Raw genomic sequence first — 17,674 nt, forward strand, 5'->3', positions numbered from 1 at the left:
CTCATACCTTGCATGGAACTCCCGGTGGAGACGCTGGATCATTAGCTGTCTCCCAGCCGAACCGCTAAGGATGCCGATGGCACCTTGGCGGCTTTGGCGGATGCGACCGCGCAAGCCTTGGCGTCAGATGAACACGTCGTTATGCCCGACGTGTCTTACGGCGCGCGGCCCAGGCAGAAAATCGACGTGTTTGCACCTGTCGGCGCGACGAAAGCCCCGTGTCTTGTGTTTATTCATGGGGGTTTCTGGCAAGAAGGCGCAAAAGATGTGTCAGGCTTTGCCGCGTGCAATTTCACGACGCATGGTTGGGCCTATGTGTCGGTGGGTTATACGCTGACGCCAGATGTGTCGCTGACAGAGTTGACATCAGAAATCTATCAGGTTCTGGATCACCTGCGCAAAAACGCAGACCGGTATAACATTGATGCCGGCAAAATTGTCTTGAGCGGGCATTCGGCTGGCGGGCATCTGACGGCCTCTGTTCTGGCCGAGGTCTTGGGGCAAGGGGCTGCCGCGCATCTCGTAGGAGCCGTGATGGTGAGCGGGGTTTTCGACCTCGAACCGATCGCCAGATCCTATGTTAACGATTTGGCGCGCATTTCACCTGAGGAAGCTGACCGACTTTCTCCAGCACGGCACGCGCCCAAAAAGGACATCCCGGTCCACCTGGTGATTGGTGCCGATGAACCTGAAGCGTTTCAGGTCCAGACCGCCGTTCTTGCAGACCTTTGGCAACAGCGTCTCACCGACCTCTCATGCACAAGCGTGCCGGGCAGAGATCATTTCGACATTCTCGAAGTTCTCGCTGATCCAAAAAGCGAGACCTTTCAGACCATTCAAAACATGATTGGGGACCACTTATGATGGATACCTTTCTGCAACGCGCCGGCGCGCTTGACGCAGCCGATCAGCTTGCACGCTTTCACGAGTTGTTTCATGTGCCCGAGGGCAAGATTTACCTAGACGGCAATTCGCTTGGCCTGATGCCAAAGGCCTGTGCCGCTCGTGTTCAGGGCGTGCTTCACAACGAGTGGTCCGAAGGCTTGATCAGCAGCTGGTCAGGTGCCGGTTGGTTCCATTTGCCAATGACCGTCGGGGACCGTATCGCACCGATTGTCGGGGCAGGCGAAAAGGAAATCGCTGTCGGTGACTCGACCTCGGTCAACCTGTTCAAATGCCTTGCGGCCGCCTTGAAGCTTCAAGAGGGGCGCAAGGTCATCCTGTCCGAGGCCGACAACTTTCCAACCGACCATTATATTGCCAGCGGGCTGGCAGATATGATGGACGGTTATTCCGTACGTGATCTGAACCCCGGTGACGATCTTGCGAAAAAGCTCGACGAAAAAGTTGCTGTTCTGATCCTCAGCCATGTTCACTACAAAACTTGTGAAATCCGCGATGTGAAAGCGATCAATCAGGCGGCCCATGACAACGGCGTTCTTGTGCTATGGGATCTGTCACACACGTCGGGCGCCGTGGAGATCAACCTGAAGGCTGATGACTGCGATTTTGCGGTAGGCTGCACATACAAATATCTCAACGGTGGTCCCGGCGCGCCAGCTTTTGCGTGGATCAATCCGCGCCTGCAAGAGAAAATCCAACAACCCCTGTCGGGATGGATGGGCCACTTTGATCCATTCGCTTTCACTCCAGATTACCAGCCTGCGCATGGCGCGCGCCGATTTGTCTGCGGCACGCCGCAGGTACTGAGCCTGTCTTCGCTGGATGAGGCGTTGAAGCTTTGGTCTGACGTTGACCGGGATGCGCTTTTTGCTAAGTCCCGCGCCATGACGTCATTCTTCATCGAAGCGGTTGAGACCGTCTGCGCCGACTATCCTTTGACGCTGGTCTGCCCGCGCGATGCAAGCAAACGCGGTAGCCACGTATCCTTTGATTACGAGAACGGCTATGGCGCGATGCGGGCCATGGCAGACCGGGGTGTAACGGGTGACTTCCGTGCGCCAAAAACAATGCGTTTTGGCTTTGCGCCTCTGTATCTGAGCTTTGCAGATGTCGCCAACGCCGTCGGTCATTTGAAGGTCGTTCTGGATGGGCAGGAATGGGATCGTGAAGAATATAAAATTCGCGGCGAAGTCACTTAATTCACTGGGAAAGTAATCGGTTATGTCGATCAAGAACCTTTTGGTTGCCTATAACGGCGGCGAGGCATCCGATGCAGCGCTGCGTGTCGCGATCGGCATGGCGCAAAAGTATGACGCACATTTGACGGGTGTTCTTGCGCATGGCGTATCGCGGGTATCGCGCAATATCCCGGCCTGGTTTTCCAATGAAATGACCAAGAGCATTCAGGGGGCGGTTTCGCACAAGGCGGAAATCGTCGCAGGCAAGTTTCACGACTTGGCCTCGGCAACGCGACCAGCGAACAAGGTGCATTGGATCGAGGTCGGAGGGGATCCAGATCAGACCATCGCGGATTACGCGATGCTCTATGACATCACGGTCGTGGGCCAATATGAAACACTTGCCGAGGCTGATGAGCTGGAGTTGCACCCCGAAAACGTGACGCTGAAAAGCGGCAGACCGGTTCTGTGGGTGCCCAAGCAATTCGACGTCAAAAACATGAACGAGCATGCAGTTCTGGCTTGGGACGGAAACCGGATCGCGACCCGTGCACTTTCGGGCGCGATGACGGTGCTTGAGACCAAAGAGAAAGTAACTGTTGTCACCGTCGACCGGCCAAATCTCGGGACACCACTGGCCGGGATTGATGTCATGACAGTTTTGTTGCGCCACGGCATTCCTGCCGAAAGCAAAGTGGTCACGCCCGGCAGGAAAGCAACGGCCGAAGTTCTCTTGGCAGAATGCAAAGCCGTTGATGCGCGCTTGCTGGTCATGGGTGCTTTTGAGCGATCGTTGTTTCGACATGACTTTGTGGGCGGAGTCACAACTGACGTTCTAAGCACAGCGCAGATTCCAGTCCTGATGTCCCACTGACGTGAGGCGAAGAAACCAACAACCCGTTCATCAGAGGAGAAACGCAAATGTACAGGTTGATCAAAACACTTACCAGCGCCGCCTTGGCGACGGGTATGTCCATTGGCGCAGCTTTCGCTGCCGACTGGACACCGGACGGTGCGATTACAATGCATGTCGGATTTGGCGCAGGCGGTTCCACCGATGCCCTGTCTCGCGCAATCGCAAAATCCATTGAAGATGCAAACGGCTGGGATGTGGTTGTCGAGAACCTTCCCGGTGCAGGCGGTGTCGCCATGTTGTCCAAGTTGCAAGCCATGGATCCTGATGGATTGAACATTGGCGTTGGTGTCACAATCCCTGTTTGGATTCAGCTGGAGCGCCGCGGCGATCAACTGCCGTTCACTCTGGAAAGCTTTGATTGGCTGGCGACCATGGGCCGCGCCGGGCTGGCGATGACGGTAGCCGCTGATGGTGATGTGAAATCCATGGCTGACCTGATAGAAAAAGCGAAATCCGGCGGTGTCACCGTTGCAACCAACGGTCCGGCTCAGGAGTTGATCGTGCGGGCCCTCGCAAAAGAAACCGGCGGCGACTTTAAGCCTGTGCCGACCAAGTCTGGCGGTGAGATCATTCAGAACCTGCTGGGCGGCCACGTTGACGCGGCGACCCTGGGCGGTGCCCATGTGGAATACGTTCAGAACGGCGACATGATCCTGGTTGCCGGTCTCGCCCCGGTTCGCGATGGCGCAGACACCAACGTTCCGACCCTGATGGAGATGGGATACCCACTGTCTATCGATGCGTCCTTCTATATCGCTGCCCCGGCCGGTCTGAGCGACGACGCCAAGAATGCTATGTCAGACGCGATCAGCGCCGCACTTGAATCCGATGGTGTCGGTGAAGCGCTGAGCGCCATGGGTATGGAAGGCAACAATCTGGGTCCAGACGGCACTGCACAGATGATTGTGGATGGTCAGGCCACCGTGTCAGGCATGATTGCGGCATCGCAATAAGATGCGATCTCTCCGGCAGCTTCACGAGCTGCCGGAGTTACTATGAAAGGGGTACGTCATGTTGGCAGATCGTTTGTTCACTGTTTTTGTGCTCCTTGCGGCACTGGCCGCTATTTTTGTCGCCATTCCGGCAGGTACCGAAAAAATCGACTACGGCACATTCAGCCCGGAGGTCGTCCCAACTGCGCTTGCCTATGTCATTGCGGGCCTGGCGCTCATTCAGATTTTTGTTCCAGGCCGAAACCAGTCTGTCGGGCCAATTGCCTTGATCGATATTTTGCGCTGCGGCCTTCTTTTTGGCGTGACAGTCGTCATGGTGTTTGTGATGGAACGCATCGGCTTTCTTCCCGCATCAATCGTAATCACGGCTTGTGCAGTTTTCATGATGGGGGAACGTCGCCCAATCTGGTTTGCAGCAACCGCCATCGGTCTCCCGGCGCTGATCTGGTTTGTCGTGACCATCTTGCTCGACCGCACTTTACCCTAGAAGATACGACGTGCTTGATCTCGCAACAATTCTCGCTGGCCTGTCAGACGCCTTTGCTCCAATGACGCTGGCCTTCGTTCTATCTGGCGTGATTGTCGGGCAATTCGTCGGCGCACTTCCTGGGATCGGTCCGGTCATCACCATGGCCGTTGTTATCCCGTTTACCTTCGTCATGGATCCACTGCCCGCCATCGGATTTCTGATTGGGATCATGAAGGGCGGCACAATCGGCGGCGCCGTGCCAGCCGTTCTGATCAACGTGCCCGGCACGCCGGACGCAGCAGCGACCGCGCTGGATGGCTATCCCATGGCCAAGGCGGGCAAACCTGAGAAGGCCATGAAGATGGCGCTCTATTCCTCTGTGACAGGTGACACGTTCAGCGACCTCGTTCTCATTACAGTCTCCGCGCCGTTGGCGATTCTGGCACTGAAAATGGGCCCCGTTGAAGTCTTTTCACTTATGATTTTCTCGTTCGCCGTCATCTCTGCGTTGCTGGGAGAGTCGATCACCAAAGGCCTGATCGCGCTTGTTTTGGGTCTGTTGCTTTCGACGGTCGGTATGGACCCCGAGCATTCCACCCCGCGCCTTATTTTTGGCGAATGGGCGTTCTTCGAAGGCCTTCCGGTTGCGTCGGTCGCCATCGGGACTTTGGCCGTAGCGGAAATTTTCCGTCACATTGCCCAAACGCGCCACGGCAGCACCCCGGCAGCGCAAACCAACAAAAGCGCAGCGCCGGAAGATCGCCGCGTCAGCTTTGCCGAATACTGGAAATGCCGCTTCGTCATGTTGCGCGGCGCCGTTATCGGAACAGGGATAGGCGCTGTTCCAGGGGTTGGATCAACCGCCGCAGCTTTTATGAGCTACGCGGCCACCAAACAATCCGATCCGAATCCGGAAACTTACGGTAAAGGCAATATCAAGGGCGTCGCCGCAACAGAATCCGCCAATAGCGCGGTCGCCGGCGCAGACATGATCCCGCTGCTGACGTTAGGCATCCCCGGCAGCGCGTCTGCCGCGATGTTGATCGGCGCGTTTATCATTCAGGGTATCCAGCCGGGTCCGCTGCTGTTTGAAAAGCAGGGGCAGCTCATCTATGGATTGTTTGGCGCCATGTTGATCGCCAACGCCGCCAATCTGTTTTTCGGCAACTTTGGACTTCGCCTGTGGGCGCGCATCATTTCGGCTCCGGCATCCATTATCCTGTCCGGCGCGCTGGTGCTCTGCTTGATCGGTGCGTATTTGTCGTCCGGCGGAATGCTCGGTATCTGGGTCATGCTGGCTTTCGCAGCGCTGGGATATGTCATGACGAGCTTCGGCTATCCGGTCGTCGTTTTGATAATCGCCTTCTTCCTGGGCCCACGGTTCGAACTGTCGCTGACGCAGACATTAATTGTTACCGATGGAAACGTATTCGGTTTTGCCAGCCACCCGGTTGCGGTGATGTTTCTTCTGCTGACAGTCGTGACATTGGTGCTTGTCTGGCGGAACAATCAGCAGACTTCGACCTAGCAAAAGGGATTTGTGCCGTCAGACTTCTGGTGTAGGGTGGTTCGCAAATTGAGGCAGGCTATGTTGCAATGTTTTGGCTGTTGACGCGCGTAGGATTAGCGTGTGGATGGTTTTCGGTCCCAACTAGTCGAATGCAGGCTCATGATCTCCTTCAAAGGCGCGCAATATCCTAAGGATGTGATCCTCTTTGCTGTATTCTTCTACGTCCGATATGACGTGCCCTACGTATCCGTCCGGTTTCCCCGCTCTGACGGAGTGATGGAGTGTTTGATAGTGTTCCCCATCGATAGTGGACATCTTGGGGTATTCTATGGCTGGCAAGAAGGGCCAGAAGAAGCGTTTTTGGTCTGATGACGAAAAGCGCTCGATTTGCGGCCAGACGCGAGCACCCGGTGTATCGGTTGCGCAGGTAGCGCGGCGGCATTCGATGAACACCAATCTGATCCACAAGTGGTTGCGCGACCCTCGTTTTGCCCCTGATTGCGATGAGGAATGTGCGCAAGCTGATGAAGCCTCTGAGTTTCTTCCGATAGAGATTGAGGGTGCAATGCCGGCACCGTCACATCCTGATATACAGGTTTCCGCACCGGCATTGGCTGGGTCGGTTTCTGCGCAACGCGTGGACATCACGCTGTCCGATGGCCGCCCTATTCTGGTTGAAGGTACAACGACCCTGTCTGCTGTTCTGGTGCTGGTGGAAGGGCTGATCCCTTGATCCCGGTGTCGTCGAACACGCGGGTATGGTTGGCAGCGGGGGTGACGGACATGCGGCGCGGGTTTAACACGTTGGCGGCGCAGGCCGAGAAGGTTCTGGAACTCGATCCCTATTCCGGCCATCTGTTTGTGTTCCGGGGACGACGCGGTGATCTGCTCAAGATCATCTGGTGGGACAGCCAGGGTGCCTGGCTGTTCAGCAAACGGCTGGAACGCGGACGGTTCGTTTGGCCTGCCGCCAAGGATGGCAAAATCAGCGTGACGGCGGCGCAGCTTTCAATGTTGCTTGAAGGGATCGACTGGCGGATGTCCAGGAAGACATGGCGGTCCCTGAGCACCGGGTAACTCCATTTATCTGCGCGATCTGGCGTTTGACGATTCACCTTTTTGCTGCAATGGGTTATATCCAACCACATGTTGGACGCCCTCAAATCATTGCCGGACGACCCCGCTGAACTGCGGGTCGTCAGTGAGCGTTTGATGGCTGAGGTGCAATCGCTGACCTACCAAAATGAGAAGCTGAAGGCCGAACTTCACGGCCATCGCAAGGCGCGGTTCGGTTCCAAATCCGAGCCCCTCGATCAACTGGCCTTCGATCTGGCGGAAGACGTCGAGATCGAAGGTGCAGCTGAAGCGCAGAAGAGCGAACCTGCTGAGACCGATAGCACACTGTCCAAACGCCAGCACAGCCGCAAACCATTGCCCGACCCATCTGGACCGACAAGACGAGGTTTTGTCTGTCGGGGAGGAATGCGACAATTGCGCCAGATCGGCGAGGACATCACTGAGGAACTGGAGTACATTCCAGGCCGCTTTGTTGTGCGCCGGATCACCCGTCGCCCCAAATATGCCTGCCGCTCTTGTGAGAGTGGGATTGCCCAGGCTCCAGCCCCCGCCCACATCATCGCTGGCGGCATGCCAACCGAGGCAACGATCGCCCATGTGCTCGTCTCAAAATACGCGGACCACCGTGTGTCCTGAGTACTGACATGGAAAGGAGGTACGTAACTGCAAAAGAGATGAGGGTAGGCCCCTCGGGTTCGGCGATCAGGAGCCGATCCCAAACCACCACAAGCTACTGTCGTAAAGAGCGATGGTGGTGAGCGTTGTGGAAACGGCGGGACGCGATCCCGTCAGGTACGATCCAGAGAGACGAGCGAAAGCGAGCCGTCGATGAACTGCCGAAAGCGTATGGTTGATGTCAGAACCGAGGGTGGTGGTCACCTCGGGATGAGTATGGGCGGTGCCCTAAAGTCCGGCCCATGCGGCATCCGGCTCGAAGGCGGCGTGAATCTGGATCAGGCTCTTTTGCGGAACAGGAGAACCTGTTGTCCCGATGCTAAGGAAGATGACCGATTGGGCAGCCCCAGAGAGGTCCAGAGTACCAATGCGGGGCACAGGGGCAGAACAACTCGTAGTAGGGTTGAAGGTGCTGTAATGGCGCTGGACCGAAGGGGTTGTGGTGTTCAGTCGCTGTCACTGGCCAACTGGTAACAGGATGAGCCGGATGACAGGGACAAAGCCGTTTACGATTGAGAAGAAGGAAATCTGGGAGGCGTTCCAACACGTGAACGCCAATCAGGGTGCAGCTGGTGTAGACGGACAAACACTCGAAAGCTTCGGGGAGCGGCTTGGTCCGAACCTCTACAAGCTTTGGAACCGGATGTCCTCTGGCAGCTATATGCCATCGCCGGTACGCCGGGTAATTATCCCCAAGGCGGATGGGGGCGAACGGCCGTTGGGTATTCCAACGGTCATGGACCGCATTGCGCAGGAGGTTATCCGGCTTTATCTGGAACCGCTCGTGGAACCAATCTTCCACAGCGATTCCTATGGGTATCGGCCCGAACGCTCCGCCATTGATGCCATCCGGACGGCGAAGCGCGCAGGCTCTGGCGGCAGGTCGAAGACCGTCTCGCTGAATGCAGCTTGCAACTTCACCAGCAGAAGACAAAGATCGTCTACTGCAGGGATACCAATAGAAAGGGCCGTTTCCGGACGGTCGCCTTCGACTTCCTCGGTTACAGGTTCCAGCCCCGGCTGGCGATCTGGCGCGGAGGTCTGTTCGGCGTATCCTACCTTCCGGCCGCCAGCCCCAAAGCTCTCAAGGCGTTCCGGCGCCGGGTGCGCAATTGGGGATTGCAGCGGCGTAGTGACAAGGGGCTGATCGATCTGGCCCGTATGTTCAATCGGCAGATTGAGGGCTGGATGGGTTACTTCAGATGCTTCTACAAATCGGCGCTCTATCCGACGCTACGTCTGATCGACGCTCATTTGGTCCGATGGGTGATGCGGAAGTACAAACGCTTCCGGCAGCGGCCCCGGCAAGCGCGGCTCTGGCTCGCCAGAATTGTGAAATCCACGCCGGGATTGTTCGCCCACTGGTCTCTTCTCTACGCAAATGGCTGAATGCTGGGAGCCGTATGAACTGAGAGGTTCACGTACGGATCTGGTAGCGCGTGTGGGTGAAATCCCCTCACGCGACTCGCTTGCCGCTGGATCGGCAATCCAAAATCTTCGCTCGAGAGAAGGTCGATCTGCACCGCTCCACGCTGATCGATTGGGTGGGGCGCAGCACGGCCTTGCTGGAACCACTGGCTGTTCATATCGGCAGGCTGGTCAGGGCGGGGCCCGCACTCTTTGCCGACGACACGCCGGTCAAACTGCAAAGCAAACTGAAGCCAAAGAAGACTCAGACTGCGCGGCTCTGGAGCTATGTTCGCGATGAGGGTCCATGGTGTGGGGATGCGCCGCCCTGCGCGTGGTATTAGTTCAGCACGGATCGCAAAGGCGAGCACCCGGTCAATCACCTCTCCGGCTATACCGGCACCGTTCATGCTGACGGCTTTGAGCGATGCACAGTTTGAGGTAGCCCGAAACGGGAACTGCGGTTCATGGGTTCACCTCTATGCAACAAGTCCGTTTTTTCGAACTTTTTTCCAATCAGCCAGCTGCGCAACCTTCAATATGGACTCCCGAACAATGGGTAGAACGACATCAAGAGTATGGCGGCTCATTGTCAGACTAGGGTAAAGGGCCAGAATACGCTCGATTTCGGGTGAAACGATGGGGCGCACCATGACTTCGCCCCGCTCGTACTCCTGATAAACATTGCTCATCGGTAGTATTGCGACTCCATCGCCCTCAGCCGTAAAAGCGAGCAAACCTTCAGCTGTTTCCAGTTCGCGCGCAATTTTCATGGGAATCCCTTGTGCGGACAAGCTGGATTTCAGCAGCTTGCGGTAGTTGCCTTTGTGGGGCGTAAGCAAAGCCATCTGCCCTACTTCAGACAGCTGGCTTGGGGTCGAAACAGGGCCAAGCACCTCCTTAGTTCCGACGGCGTAAAGCGACTCTGACGCTAAGGGAACGCTTGCGTAAGCTGGCGAAAGATAGGGAGCATAGGTAATCATTGCACAATTTGCCCTGATTGCATCAATTCAGGAGCGCGATCTGTTCCCTCTTCAAGCACATGCAAAGTTATTTCCGGCAATGCGATTGCAAAGTTGCGATGCAAGACTGGGATCAACAAACGGCCCAGTCGCAAGGGGACCGACAATGTGAGTTGATCTGGTGCCGCTCCCTCAGTTTCGATAATCCGTTGTTGCGTTCGTTCAAAGTTGGCGAGGGTTTCTTGCGCAAACGAATGAAATTCAGCGCCAGCAGGAGTGAGTTCAACACCGTGCCCTGTGCGCCGCAACTGCCAGCCGGCCAACATCGACCTGCGCCAACGCCTCTGCGCGGTTCAACTCGCGCTCGCTCATCATCACCCAACCCATGTCCGCTCGTTCTCAATGATTTTTGAGGGTAGAGTGACATTCCCGAATTGCTAATGTGGGACATTTTAACTTTGCTGCTTCAGTCCCTTACCCGGAAAAATAAGTTATGTTCATAGCTCCTTTTGAACGCGATCAATCACGTAACCAAACGGAAATCAATTGGGTCTGGGCCAAGTAAGATCATCCAAGTCAGAGTACTTCTGAATATACCTATCCATTGTCCTCTTGGAAACGCCAAGCTCTTTGCAAAGCGCCTGTGTTTTATTTGGGTCCTTTTTAATTTCATTTATTGCATCTGCAATCTGTTCATCCGAAAGAGCTTTAGGCCGTCCCAGACTGATGCCCTTTGATCTTGCTACGCTAAGCCCAGCTTTTGTTCTCTCGCTGATCAGGCTACGCTCAAACTCCGAAAGTGCAGCCATAATGTGAAAAAATAGCATGCCAGAACTTGTCCTTGTATCAATCCCTTCGGTTAAGGACTGAAAATCTGTATTTTGATCCGCGAGTACTTCTACCAGATCGAGCAAACCGTTCAGTGAACGACCTAGTCGGTCCAGTCTCCAAACTACAAGTGTATTTCCTTTTGCAGCGCGAAGCGCTGCATCAAGACCCGGACGGTGCATTTGGGACCCCGAAATACCTTGATCTCGATAAATTTTTTTGCACCCTATATTCCTGAGAGCATCAATCTGCATATCAAGATTTTGATGATCAGTAGAAACACGCGCATACCCTATCAGATCACCCTCAAATACAGGCTTGTAAGAAGAACTAACGTTAGTTTTGCGACGCGTTGAGCGTTGTTGCTTAACCTTGATTTTTACCATTGACAAAAAGGTTCCTTTGTGGCTCTTTTACAACCAGCAGCAAGTTGAAGCCGGAAAATCTCAAGTAAATCCAAAGTATAAATGAGGAAGAAGATGTCAATTTTTGACGTGGCGGAACCCGTCCAAAAAAGTCACGTTTTTGCCTGGGCTAGTCATCATTGTTTGGCGAATAGCGCTCTCAAAGAAATTGCGACCGTTTTTCCGACGACCTTTTGTTCATCGCTGATAAGAAGATACCTAGGGGTATGTTGGTTAGATAGGGGTTGCTCCGAAAAGTATCCTTCTAGGTTGGTTCTGTATAAATTCGACCGATCGAGCGGTTCATCACAGCTTGGACGTATTCTAATTTTTGCATCGGTGGCTTCTGCTGACGTCAGAGAAGTGATTTGTATGCTCACGGATCGTGGTTTTGACGTGCAAGTTTGCGAGAATTTCGGTTGCTTGGCCTTATCAGCTGCTGGCTCAGCTGTTGGCAATGAAAGCCGGTTAGTCGTCGATGATTTCGATATGGTTTTCGTTGATTTGGCGCTGAGTGGAATGACTCATGACTTAGACGATTCAGTCGGTCTGCTATGTCGCTTTAGAGAATCCAATCCAAAGGTTAAAGTTATTGTTTTCTCTGATGAATTCAAATCAGACGATTTGGGTGTTGATCGGTTAGCGGCCACTGATGTTTCTATCCGCTTGCCGGTCGATGCAGACAGGCTTGCTCAAGGAGTAGTTCAAGCTGGCATAAATAATGTCGGGTGGAGGAATAGGCATCAGGCTTTGTGGGCGGATGGTACGGAATAAAATCAATAGGTGGTAGAAATTCTGATGCAATTATTGCGTGTTTACGGTAGCCATCAATGAAACTTATTGTATCGACTGGCGCGTCTGCGTCTCAATCCGTGATTGTATTCCCTGAAGGGGTTCAGGGTTTACTGGTTCCGCTTGGTCCGAACGTGATCGCACGCACCTTCCGGCAAGGTGATGACCTTGTGATTGTTTACCAGGATGGTCGCCAGGTTCAAATTGCCGGTTTTTTTGACACGGGTGATCGTGTTTTGGTCGCGCAGGCCTCGGAGAGCGGGGATCTGTTCGAGGTCAGCCTCGCGCCGGACGGTTCCCTGATCGGGGTTGAGCCGAGGTCCGTTGCGGATATTGCGGAGCTACTTGGCGCGACGCAGGAGGAGGTTGAGGCGCTGTCTGCAGCCCATGGGGCGGATGCGGATGCCGGGTTTGCCGACAACGATCACGTGACGCTTTCAACGCAATCCGGTGTCGAACTGGCCGCAATCAATCCGGGCCTGATCGCTGCGGGAATTCTCGGCGCAGGTGGGCTACTCGGGAAGAATACAATCCTCGGATCAATCTCAATCACAGCTCTTCCAACTAATAGTGATGTATTTGATTCGAAGGGTGATGAAAGAGATTTAGAGGCAGACAACGGTATCATGTCCGATTCCGATAACATTGATGAACAGACTAAATTGAATAGCTCGTCGGATGTTTCTTCGATGGGAGCGCTCGTTGCGAGCACGACGCCCGTTCAGGGACCTGACAGTGGTGATGGCGGGTCCCTGCCCGCTGTGCCCGACGGAGCCGGCGGCGGTGATACGGACGGTGACACTTCACTTAATGCGCAAACTGCGCGTCAGGATGCCTTGGAGGACATCGAGGCTTTTGCCGAGGATCAGAACAATCCTGCGCCGACAGTTGACACCTACGCCACGGCAGGTGCGTTGGGTGTGACGGATGCCAACCTCGCGGCGGTAAATGCGGGAATTGCATTGGAGGAAATGGCGACGATAAACAGCACCAATAAATTGAATTTAGTGATCGGTGGGATCATTCTTGAAAATTTTGCTTCATCGCAACAAACAATCTTAAATTATGCATTAGGCCAGACGCGCTTTGTGCCGACTGTTGAAACCTACATTGCAGCGGGGGCGTTTGGCGTAACAATTGGCAACCTCGAAGCGGCCAATAACGCGGTGATGTTTGCAAAAGAAACATTAGCTCAGGCGGCCTCACACTCACCGCTTGCTTTGGGTTTCGCAGTTCAAAAAACTTTGGACGACATGATGTCACAAGTAACTCGTGGCCAGTCAGAGATGTACTGAAAAAGGCACCACCTACAGTAGCTTTCCGCGTTCTGCGGAAAAAACTTAAAATACTCACACAAATCTTATGGAGACCCCCTCACCATGACCCAAGCACAACTTTCGACTGTATCGACTGGCGCGTCTGCGTCTCAATCCGTGATTGTATTCCCTGAAGGGGTTCAGGGTTTACTGGTTCCGCTTGGTCCGAACGTGATCGCACGCACCTTCCGGCAAGGTGATGACCTTGTGATTGTTTACCAGGATGGTCGCCAGGTTCAAATTGCCGGTTTTTTTGACACGGGTGATCGTGTTTTGGTCGCGCAGGACCCGGAGAGCGGGGATCTGTTCGAGATCAGCCTCGCGCCGGACGGTTCCCTGATCGAGGTTGAGCCGAGGTCCGTTGCGGATATTGCGGAGCTACTTGGCGCGACGCAGGAGGAGGTTGAGGCGCTGTCTGCAGCCCATGGGGCGGATGCGGATGCCGGGTTTGCCGACAACGATCACGTGACGCTTTCAACGCAATCCGGTGTCGAACTGGCCGCAATCAATCCGGGCCTGATCGCTGCGGGAATTCTCGGCGCAGGTGCAATCGCCGCCATTGCAACCAGTAGCGGTGGATCGAGTTCGAAGAGCGATGGCAACAACCAGACCTCACCAACAGATACAACATCGACAGAGACCACCGACCCGGGCACGACGCCCGCCCAGGGACCTGACACTGGAAATGGCGGCGGCACCCCACCTGCTGCCCCCGATGGACCCGGCGGTGGTGATGCGGATAGCGACGCTGCGACTGTGACGGCGATTGACCGCGAGAATGCCTTGGGCGACATCGCGGCCTATGCCGAGGATCAGAGCAATCCTGCGCCGACGGTTGATACCTACGCCACGGCGGGCGTGACGGGCGTGACGGCTGACAATCTCGACGAAGTGAATGCGGCGATTGCAGCGGATGATTTGGGCGGCGCGGCCACGCTTGAGGAACTGATCGAAGCGGGCGCGGATGGCATCGCTACGGCGACTGCAGTGGTTCAGGGCGTCGTGAACGCGGCGATATCCTCGTCGGCAACCGGTGATGGTACAGACCAGACCTCACCAACAGATACAACATCGACAGAGACCACCGACCCGGGCACGACGCCCGCCCAGGGACCTGACACTGGAAATGGCGGCGGCACCCCACCTGCTGCCCCCGATGGACCCGGCGGTGGTGATGCGGATAGCGACGCTGCGACTGTGACGGCGATTGACCGCGAGAATGCCTTGGGCGACATCGCGGCCTATGCCGAGGATCAGACCAATACTGCGCCGACGGTTGATACCTACGCCACGGCGGGCGTGACGGGCGTGACGGCTGACAATCTCGACGAAGTGAATGCGGCGATTGCAGCGGATGATTTGGGCGGCGCGGCCACGCTTGAGGAACTGATCGAAGCGGGCGCGGATGGCATCGCTACGGCGACTGCAGTGGTTCAGGGCGTCGTGAACGCGGCGATATCCTCGTCGGCAACCGGTGATGGTACAGACCAGACCTCACCAACAGATACAACATCGACAGAGACCACCGACCCGGGCACGACGCCCGCCCAGGGACCTGACACTGGAAATGGCGGCGGCACCCCACCTGCTGCCCCCGATGGACCCGGCGGTGGTGATGCGGATAGCGACGCTGCGACTGTGACGGCGATTGACCGCGAGAATGCCTTGGGCGACATCGCGGCCTATGCCGAGGATCAGACCAATACTGCGCCGACGGTTGATACCTACGCCACGGCGGGCGTGACGGGCGTGACGGCTGACAATCTCGACGAAGTGAATGCGGCGATTGCAGCGGATGATTTGGGCGGCGCGGCCACGCTTGAGGAACTGATCGAAGCGGGCGCGGATGGCATCGCTACGGCGACTGCAGTGGTTCAGGGCGTCGTGAACGCGGCGATATCCTCGTCGGCAACCGGTGATGGTACAGACCAGACCTCACCAACAGATACAACATCGACAGAGACCACCGACCCGGGCACGACGCCCGCCCAGGGACCTGACACTGGAAATGGCGGCGGCACCCCACCTGCTGCCCCCGATGGACCCGGCGGTGGTGATGCGGATAGCGACGCTGCGACTGTGACGGCGATTGACCGCGAGAATGCCTTGGGCGACATCGCGGCCTATGCCGAGGATCAGACCAATACTGCGCCGACGGTTGATACCTACGCCACGGCGGGCGTGACGGGCGTGACGGCTGACAATCTCGACGAAGTGAATGCGGCGATTGCAGCGGATGATTTGGGCGGCGCGGCCACGCTTGAGGAACTGATCGAAGCGGGCGCGGATGGCATCGCTACGGCGACTGCAGTGGTTCAGGGCGTCGTGAACGCGGCGATATCCTCGTCGGCAACCGGTGATGGTACAGACCAGACCTCACCAACAGATACAACATCGACAGAGACCACCGACCCGGGCACGACGCCCGCCCAGGGACCTGACACTGGAAATGGCGGCGGCACCCCACCTGCTGCCCCCGATGGACCCGGCGGTGGTGATGCGGATAGCGACGCTGCGACTGTGACGGCGATTGACCGCGAGAATGCCTTGGGCGACATCGCGGCCTATGCCGAGGATCAGACCAATACTGCGCCGACGGTTGATACCTACGCCACGGCGGGCGTGACGGGCGTGACGGCTGACAATCTCGACGAAGTGAATGCGGCGATTGCAGCGGATGATTTGGGCGGCGCGGCCACGCTTGAGGAACTGATCGAAGCGGGCGCGGATGGCATCGCTACGGCGACTGCAGTGGTTCAGGGCGTCGTGAACGCGGCGATATCCTCGTCGGCAACCGGTGATGGTACAGACCAGACCTCACCAACAGATACAACATCGACAGAGACCACCGACCCGGGCACGACGCCCGCCCAGGGACCTGACACTGGAAATGGCGGCGGCACCCCACCTGCTGCCCCCGATGGACCCGGCGGTGGTGATGCGGATAGCGACGCTGCGACTGTGACGGCGATTGACCGCGAGAATGCCTTGGGCGACATCGCGGCCTATGCCGAGGATCAGACCAATACTGCGCCGACGGTTGATACCTACGCCACGGCGGGCGTGACGGGCGTGACGGCTGACAATCTCGACGAAGTGAATGCGGCGATTGCAGCGGATGATTTGGGCGGCGCGGCCACGCTTGAGGAACTGATCGAAGCGGGCGCGGATGGCATCGCTACGGCGACTGCAGTGGTTCAGGGCGTCGTGAACGCGGCGATATCCTCGTCGGCAACCGGTGATGGTACAGACCAGACCTCACCAACAGATACAACATCGACAGAGACCACCGACCCGGGCACGACGCCCGCCCAGGGACCTGACACTGGAAATGGCGGCGGCACCCCACCTGCTGCCCCCGATGGACCCGGCGGTGGTGATGCGGATAGCGACGCTGCGACTGTGACGGCGATTGACCGCGAGAATGCCTTGGGCGACATCGCGGCCTATGCCGAGGATCAGACCAATACTGCGCCGACGGTTGATACCTACGCCACGGCGGGCGTGACGGGCGTGACGGCTGCCAACCTGGACAGGGTGAATGTGCGGGTTGCCGGTGCGGAGCGTGAGGGTGCGGACGAGGTGTCCGAACTGGATGCGCTGGTTACGCTGGCCAACGGCGATAAGTTTGAAACGGGCACTGACGGTGATGACTTCCTGGTCGGCGGTGCCGGCAATGACAGGCTTTCGGGCTTGGCCGGCGATGACGCTCTGACGGGCTTGGCCGGCGATGACATACTTTCGGGTGGTGCCGGGGGTGACGCTCTGATTGGTGGTGCCGGCGATGACGCTCTGACGGGCTTGGCCGGCGATGACATACTTTCGGGTGGTGCCGGGGGTGACGCTCTGATTGGCGGTGCCGGCGATGACACTCTGACCGGTGGGGCTGGTACGAACCGCTACCTGTTCCAGGGAGACGCGGAAGGGGATGATACCATCACCGATTTCGTGGGGGACGGGAATGATATTCTGGTCTTCGATGAAGAGGAATGGGGGGCTGGTGACGATGCGGCAGACCTGGAGGCACTGATCGCGGCTGTAGAGGTCAACGGTGACGGAGACCTTGTCATCACCCGGCCCGACAATAACGGCAGCATCACCCTGGAGGGGGATTATACACAAGATACAGATGTCTCAACTGTTCTGACCAACTCGACTGTCAACTTCGACCCGGAGGTGACGACTGTATGATGGCAGGCGAGGTAGCCGATGGTGCGCTCACCGGGGAGCATCGGGGAACACCCGATGCAGGGGAGAGAAGAGAGCGACCATCGGCGGCTACAC

At 56.7% G+C, this 17,674-nt stretch carries 17 protein-coding genes and 2 pseudogenes; 16 read left to right on the forward strand and 3 right to left on the reverse strand.

Annotated elements, in window-relative coordinates; translation table 11 throughout:
• The first annotated feature begins 84 nt into the window (after positions 1-84).
• The 13 genes and pseudogenes from ACOERD_RS12285 (at position 85) to ACOERD_RS12345 (ending at position 9,432) form a co-directional block, all read left to right on the forward strand.
• A complete protein-coding gene (locus ACOERD_RS12285) occupies positions 85-864 on the forward strand; it encodes an alpha/beta hydrolase (protein ID WP_419739205.1) in 780 nt (259 codons plus the stop codon).
• Positions 861-2,102 (forward strand): kynureninase, encoded by a 1,242-nt coding sequence (gene kynU / locus ACOERD_RS12290; RefSeq protein WP_419739206.1) that lies wholly within the window; start codon positions 861-863, stop codon positions 2,100-2,102. Before ACOERD_RS12285 ends, kynU begins: the two co-directional genes overlap by 4 nt.
• A 22-nt stretch (positions 2,103-2,124) precedes the next feature.
• Positions 2,125-2,955, forward strand: a complete 831-nt coding sequence (locus tag ACOERD_RS12295; RefSeq protein ID WP_419739207.1) for a universal stress protein — start codon at positions 2,125-2,127, stop codon at positions 2,953-2,955.
• Between the two features lie 47 nt (positions 2,956-3,002).
• The gene (locus ACOERD_RS12300; RefSeq protein ID WP_419739208.1) at positions 3,003-3,950 is read left to right on the forward strand and encodes a Bug family tripartite tricarboxylate transporter substrate binding protein; all 948 of its coding nucleotides are present in this window, start codon (positions 3,003-3,005) and stop codon (positions 3,948-3,950) included.
• A 58-nt stretch (positions 3,951-4,008) separates the two neighbouring features.
• Entirely contained in the window at positions 4,009-4,437 is a 429-nt protein-coding gene (locus tag ACOERD_RS12305; RefSeq protein ID WP_419739209.1) for a tripartite tricarboxylate transporter TctB family protein, read from the forward strand.
• 10 nt (positions 4,438-4,447) lie between these two features.
• The gene (locus ACOERD_RS12310) at positions 4,448-5,947 is read left to right on the forward strand and encodes a tripartite tricarboxylate transporter permease (RefSeq protein WP_419739210.1); all 1,500 of its coding nucleotides are present in this window, start codon (positions 4,448-4,450) and stop codon (positions 5,945-5,947) included.
• A gap of 141 nt (positions 5,948-6,088) precedes the next feature.
• A pseudogene (locus ACOERD_RS12315) lies at positions 6,089-6,172 on the forward strand (IS6 family transposase); the annotation flags it as partial.
• An 85-nt stretch (positions 6,173-6,257) separates the two neighbouring features.
• Complete coding sequence (gene tnpA, locus ACOERD_RS12320) at positions 6,258-6,662, forward strand: IS66-like element accessory protein TnpA (protein WP_419739211.1); 405 nt, start codon at positions 6,258-6,260, stop codon at positions 6,660-6,662.
• Positions 6,659-7,006, forward strand: a complete 348-nt coding sequence (gene tnpB, locus ACOERD_RS12325; RefSeq protein ID WP_419739212.1) for an IS66 family insertion sequence element accessory protein TnpB — start codon at positions 6,659-6,661, stop codon at positions 7,004-7,006. The genes tnpA and tnpB overlap by 4 nt, the downstream gene beginning before the upstream one ends.
• 69 nt (positions 7,007-7,075) lie before the next feature.
• On the forward strand, positions 7,076-7,642 hold the full coding sequence (locus ACOERD_RS12330) for a transposase (RefSeq protein WP_419739213.1): 567 nt from the start codon (positions 7,076-7,078) through the stop codon (positions 7,640-7,642).
• Between the two features lie 775 nt (positions 7,643-8,417).
• Positions 8,418-8,486, forward strand: a pseudogene (locus ACOERD_RS12335) (hypothetical protein); the annotation flags it as partial.
• 104 nt (positions 8,487-8,590) lie between these two features.
• On the forward strand, positions 8,591-9,070 hold the full coding sequence (locus ACOERD_RS12340; protein WP_419739214.1) for a group II intron maturase-specific domain-containing protein: 480 nt from the start codon (positions 8,591-8,593) through the stop codon (positions 9,068-9,070).
• 80 nt (positions 9,071-9,150) lie between these two features.
• The gene (locus ACOERD_RS12345; RefSeq protein WP_419739215.1) at positions 9,151-9,432 is read left to right on the forward strand and encodes an IS66 family transposase; all 282 of its coding nucleotides are present in this window, start codon (positions 9,151-9,153) and stop codon (positions 9,430-9,432) included.
• Between the two features lie 135 nt (positions 9,433-9,567).
• Here ACOERD_RS12345 and ACOERD_RS12350 read toward each other — a convergent pair whose 3' ends face one another.
• The 3 genes from ACOERD_RS12350 to ACOERD_RS12360 form a co-directional block, all read right to left on the reverse strand.
• Positions 9,568-10,071 carry a LysR substrate-binding domain-containing protein gene (locus tag ACOERD_RS12350; RefSeq protein ID WP_419739216.1) on the reverse strand — a complete coding sequence of 168 codons (504 nt, stop codon included), beginning with the start codon at positions 10,069-10,071 and terminating at the stop codon, positions 9,568-9,570.
• Positions 10,068-10,376 (reverse strand): hypothetical protein, encoded by a 309-nt coding sequence (locus tag ACOERD_RS12355; protein WP_419739217.1) that lies wholly within the window; start codon positions 10,374-10,376, stop codon positions 10,068-10,070. The genes ACOERD_RS12350 and ACOERD_RS12355 overlap by 4 nt, the downstream gene beginning before the upstream one ends.
• A 216-nt stretch (positions 10,377-10,592) precedes the next feature.
• Positions 10,593-11,264 carry a recombinase family protein gene (locus tag ACOERD_RS12360; RefSeq protein WP_419739218.1) on the reverse strand — a complete coding sequence of 224 codons (672 nt, stop codon included), beginning with the start codon at positions 11,262-11,264 and terminating at the stop codon, positions 10,593-10,595.
• Between the two features lie 93 nt (positions 11,265-11,357).
• Between ACOERD_RS12360 and ACOERD_RS12365 the strand changes: the two genes are divergently transcribed.
• From ACOERD_RS12365 to ACOERD_RS12375, 3 genes are all read left to right on the forward strand, one after another.
• Entirely contained in the window at positions 11,358-12,056 is a 699-nt protein-coding gene (locus ACOERD_RS12365; RefSeq protein ID WP_419739219.1) for a hypothetical protein, read from the forward strand.
• Between the two features lie 56 nt (positions 12,057-12,112).
• Positions 12,113-13,369: a hypothetical protein gene (locus tag ACOERD_RS12370; protein WP_419739220.1), complete on the forward strand. Its 1,257-nt coding sequence runs from the start codon at positions 12,113-12,115 to the stop codon at positions 13,367-13,369.
• 84 nt (positions 13,370-13,453) lie between these two features.
• Positions 13,454-17,581: a hypothetical protein gene (locus tag ACOERD_RS12375; protein WP_419739221.1), complete on the forward strand. Its 4,128-nt coding sequence runs from the start codon at positions 13,454-13,456 to the stop codon at positions 17,579-17,581.
• Positions 17,582-17,674 lie beyond the last annotated feature (93 nt).

This window comes from Ruegeria sp. (assembly GCF_965199275.1).
Lineage (GTDB): Bacteria > Pseudomonadota > Alphaproteobacteria > Rhodobacterales > Rhodobacteraceae > Ruegeria.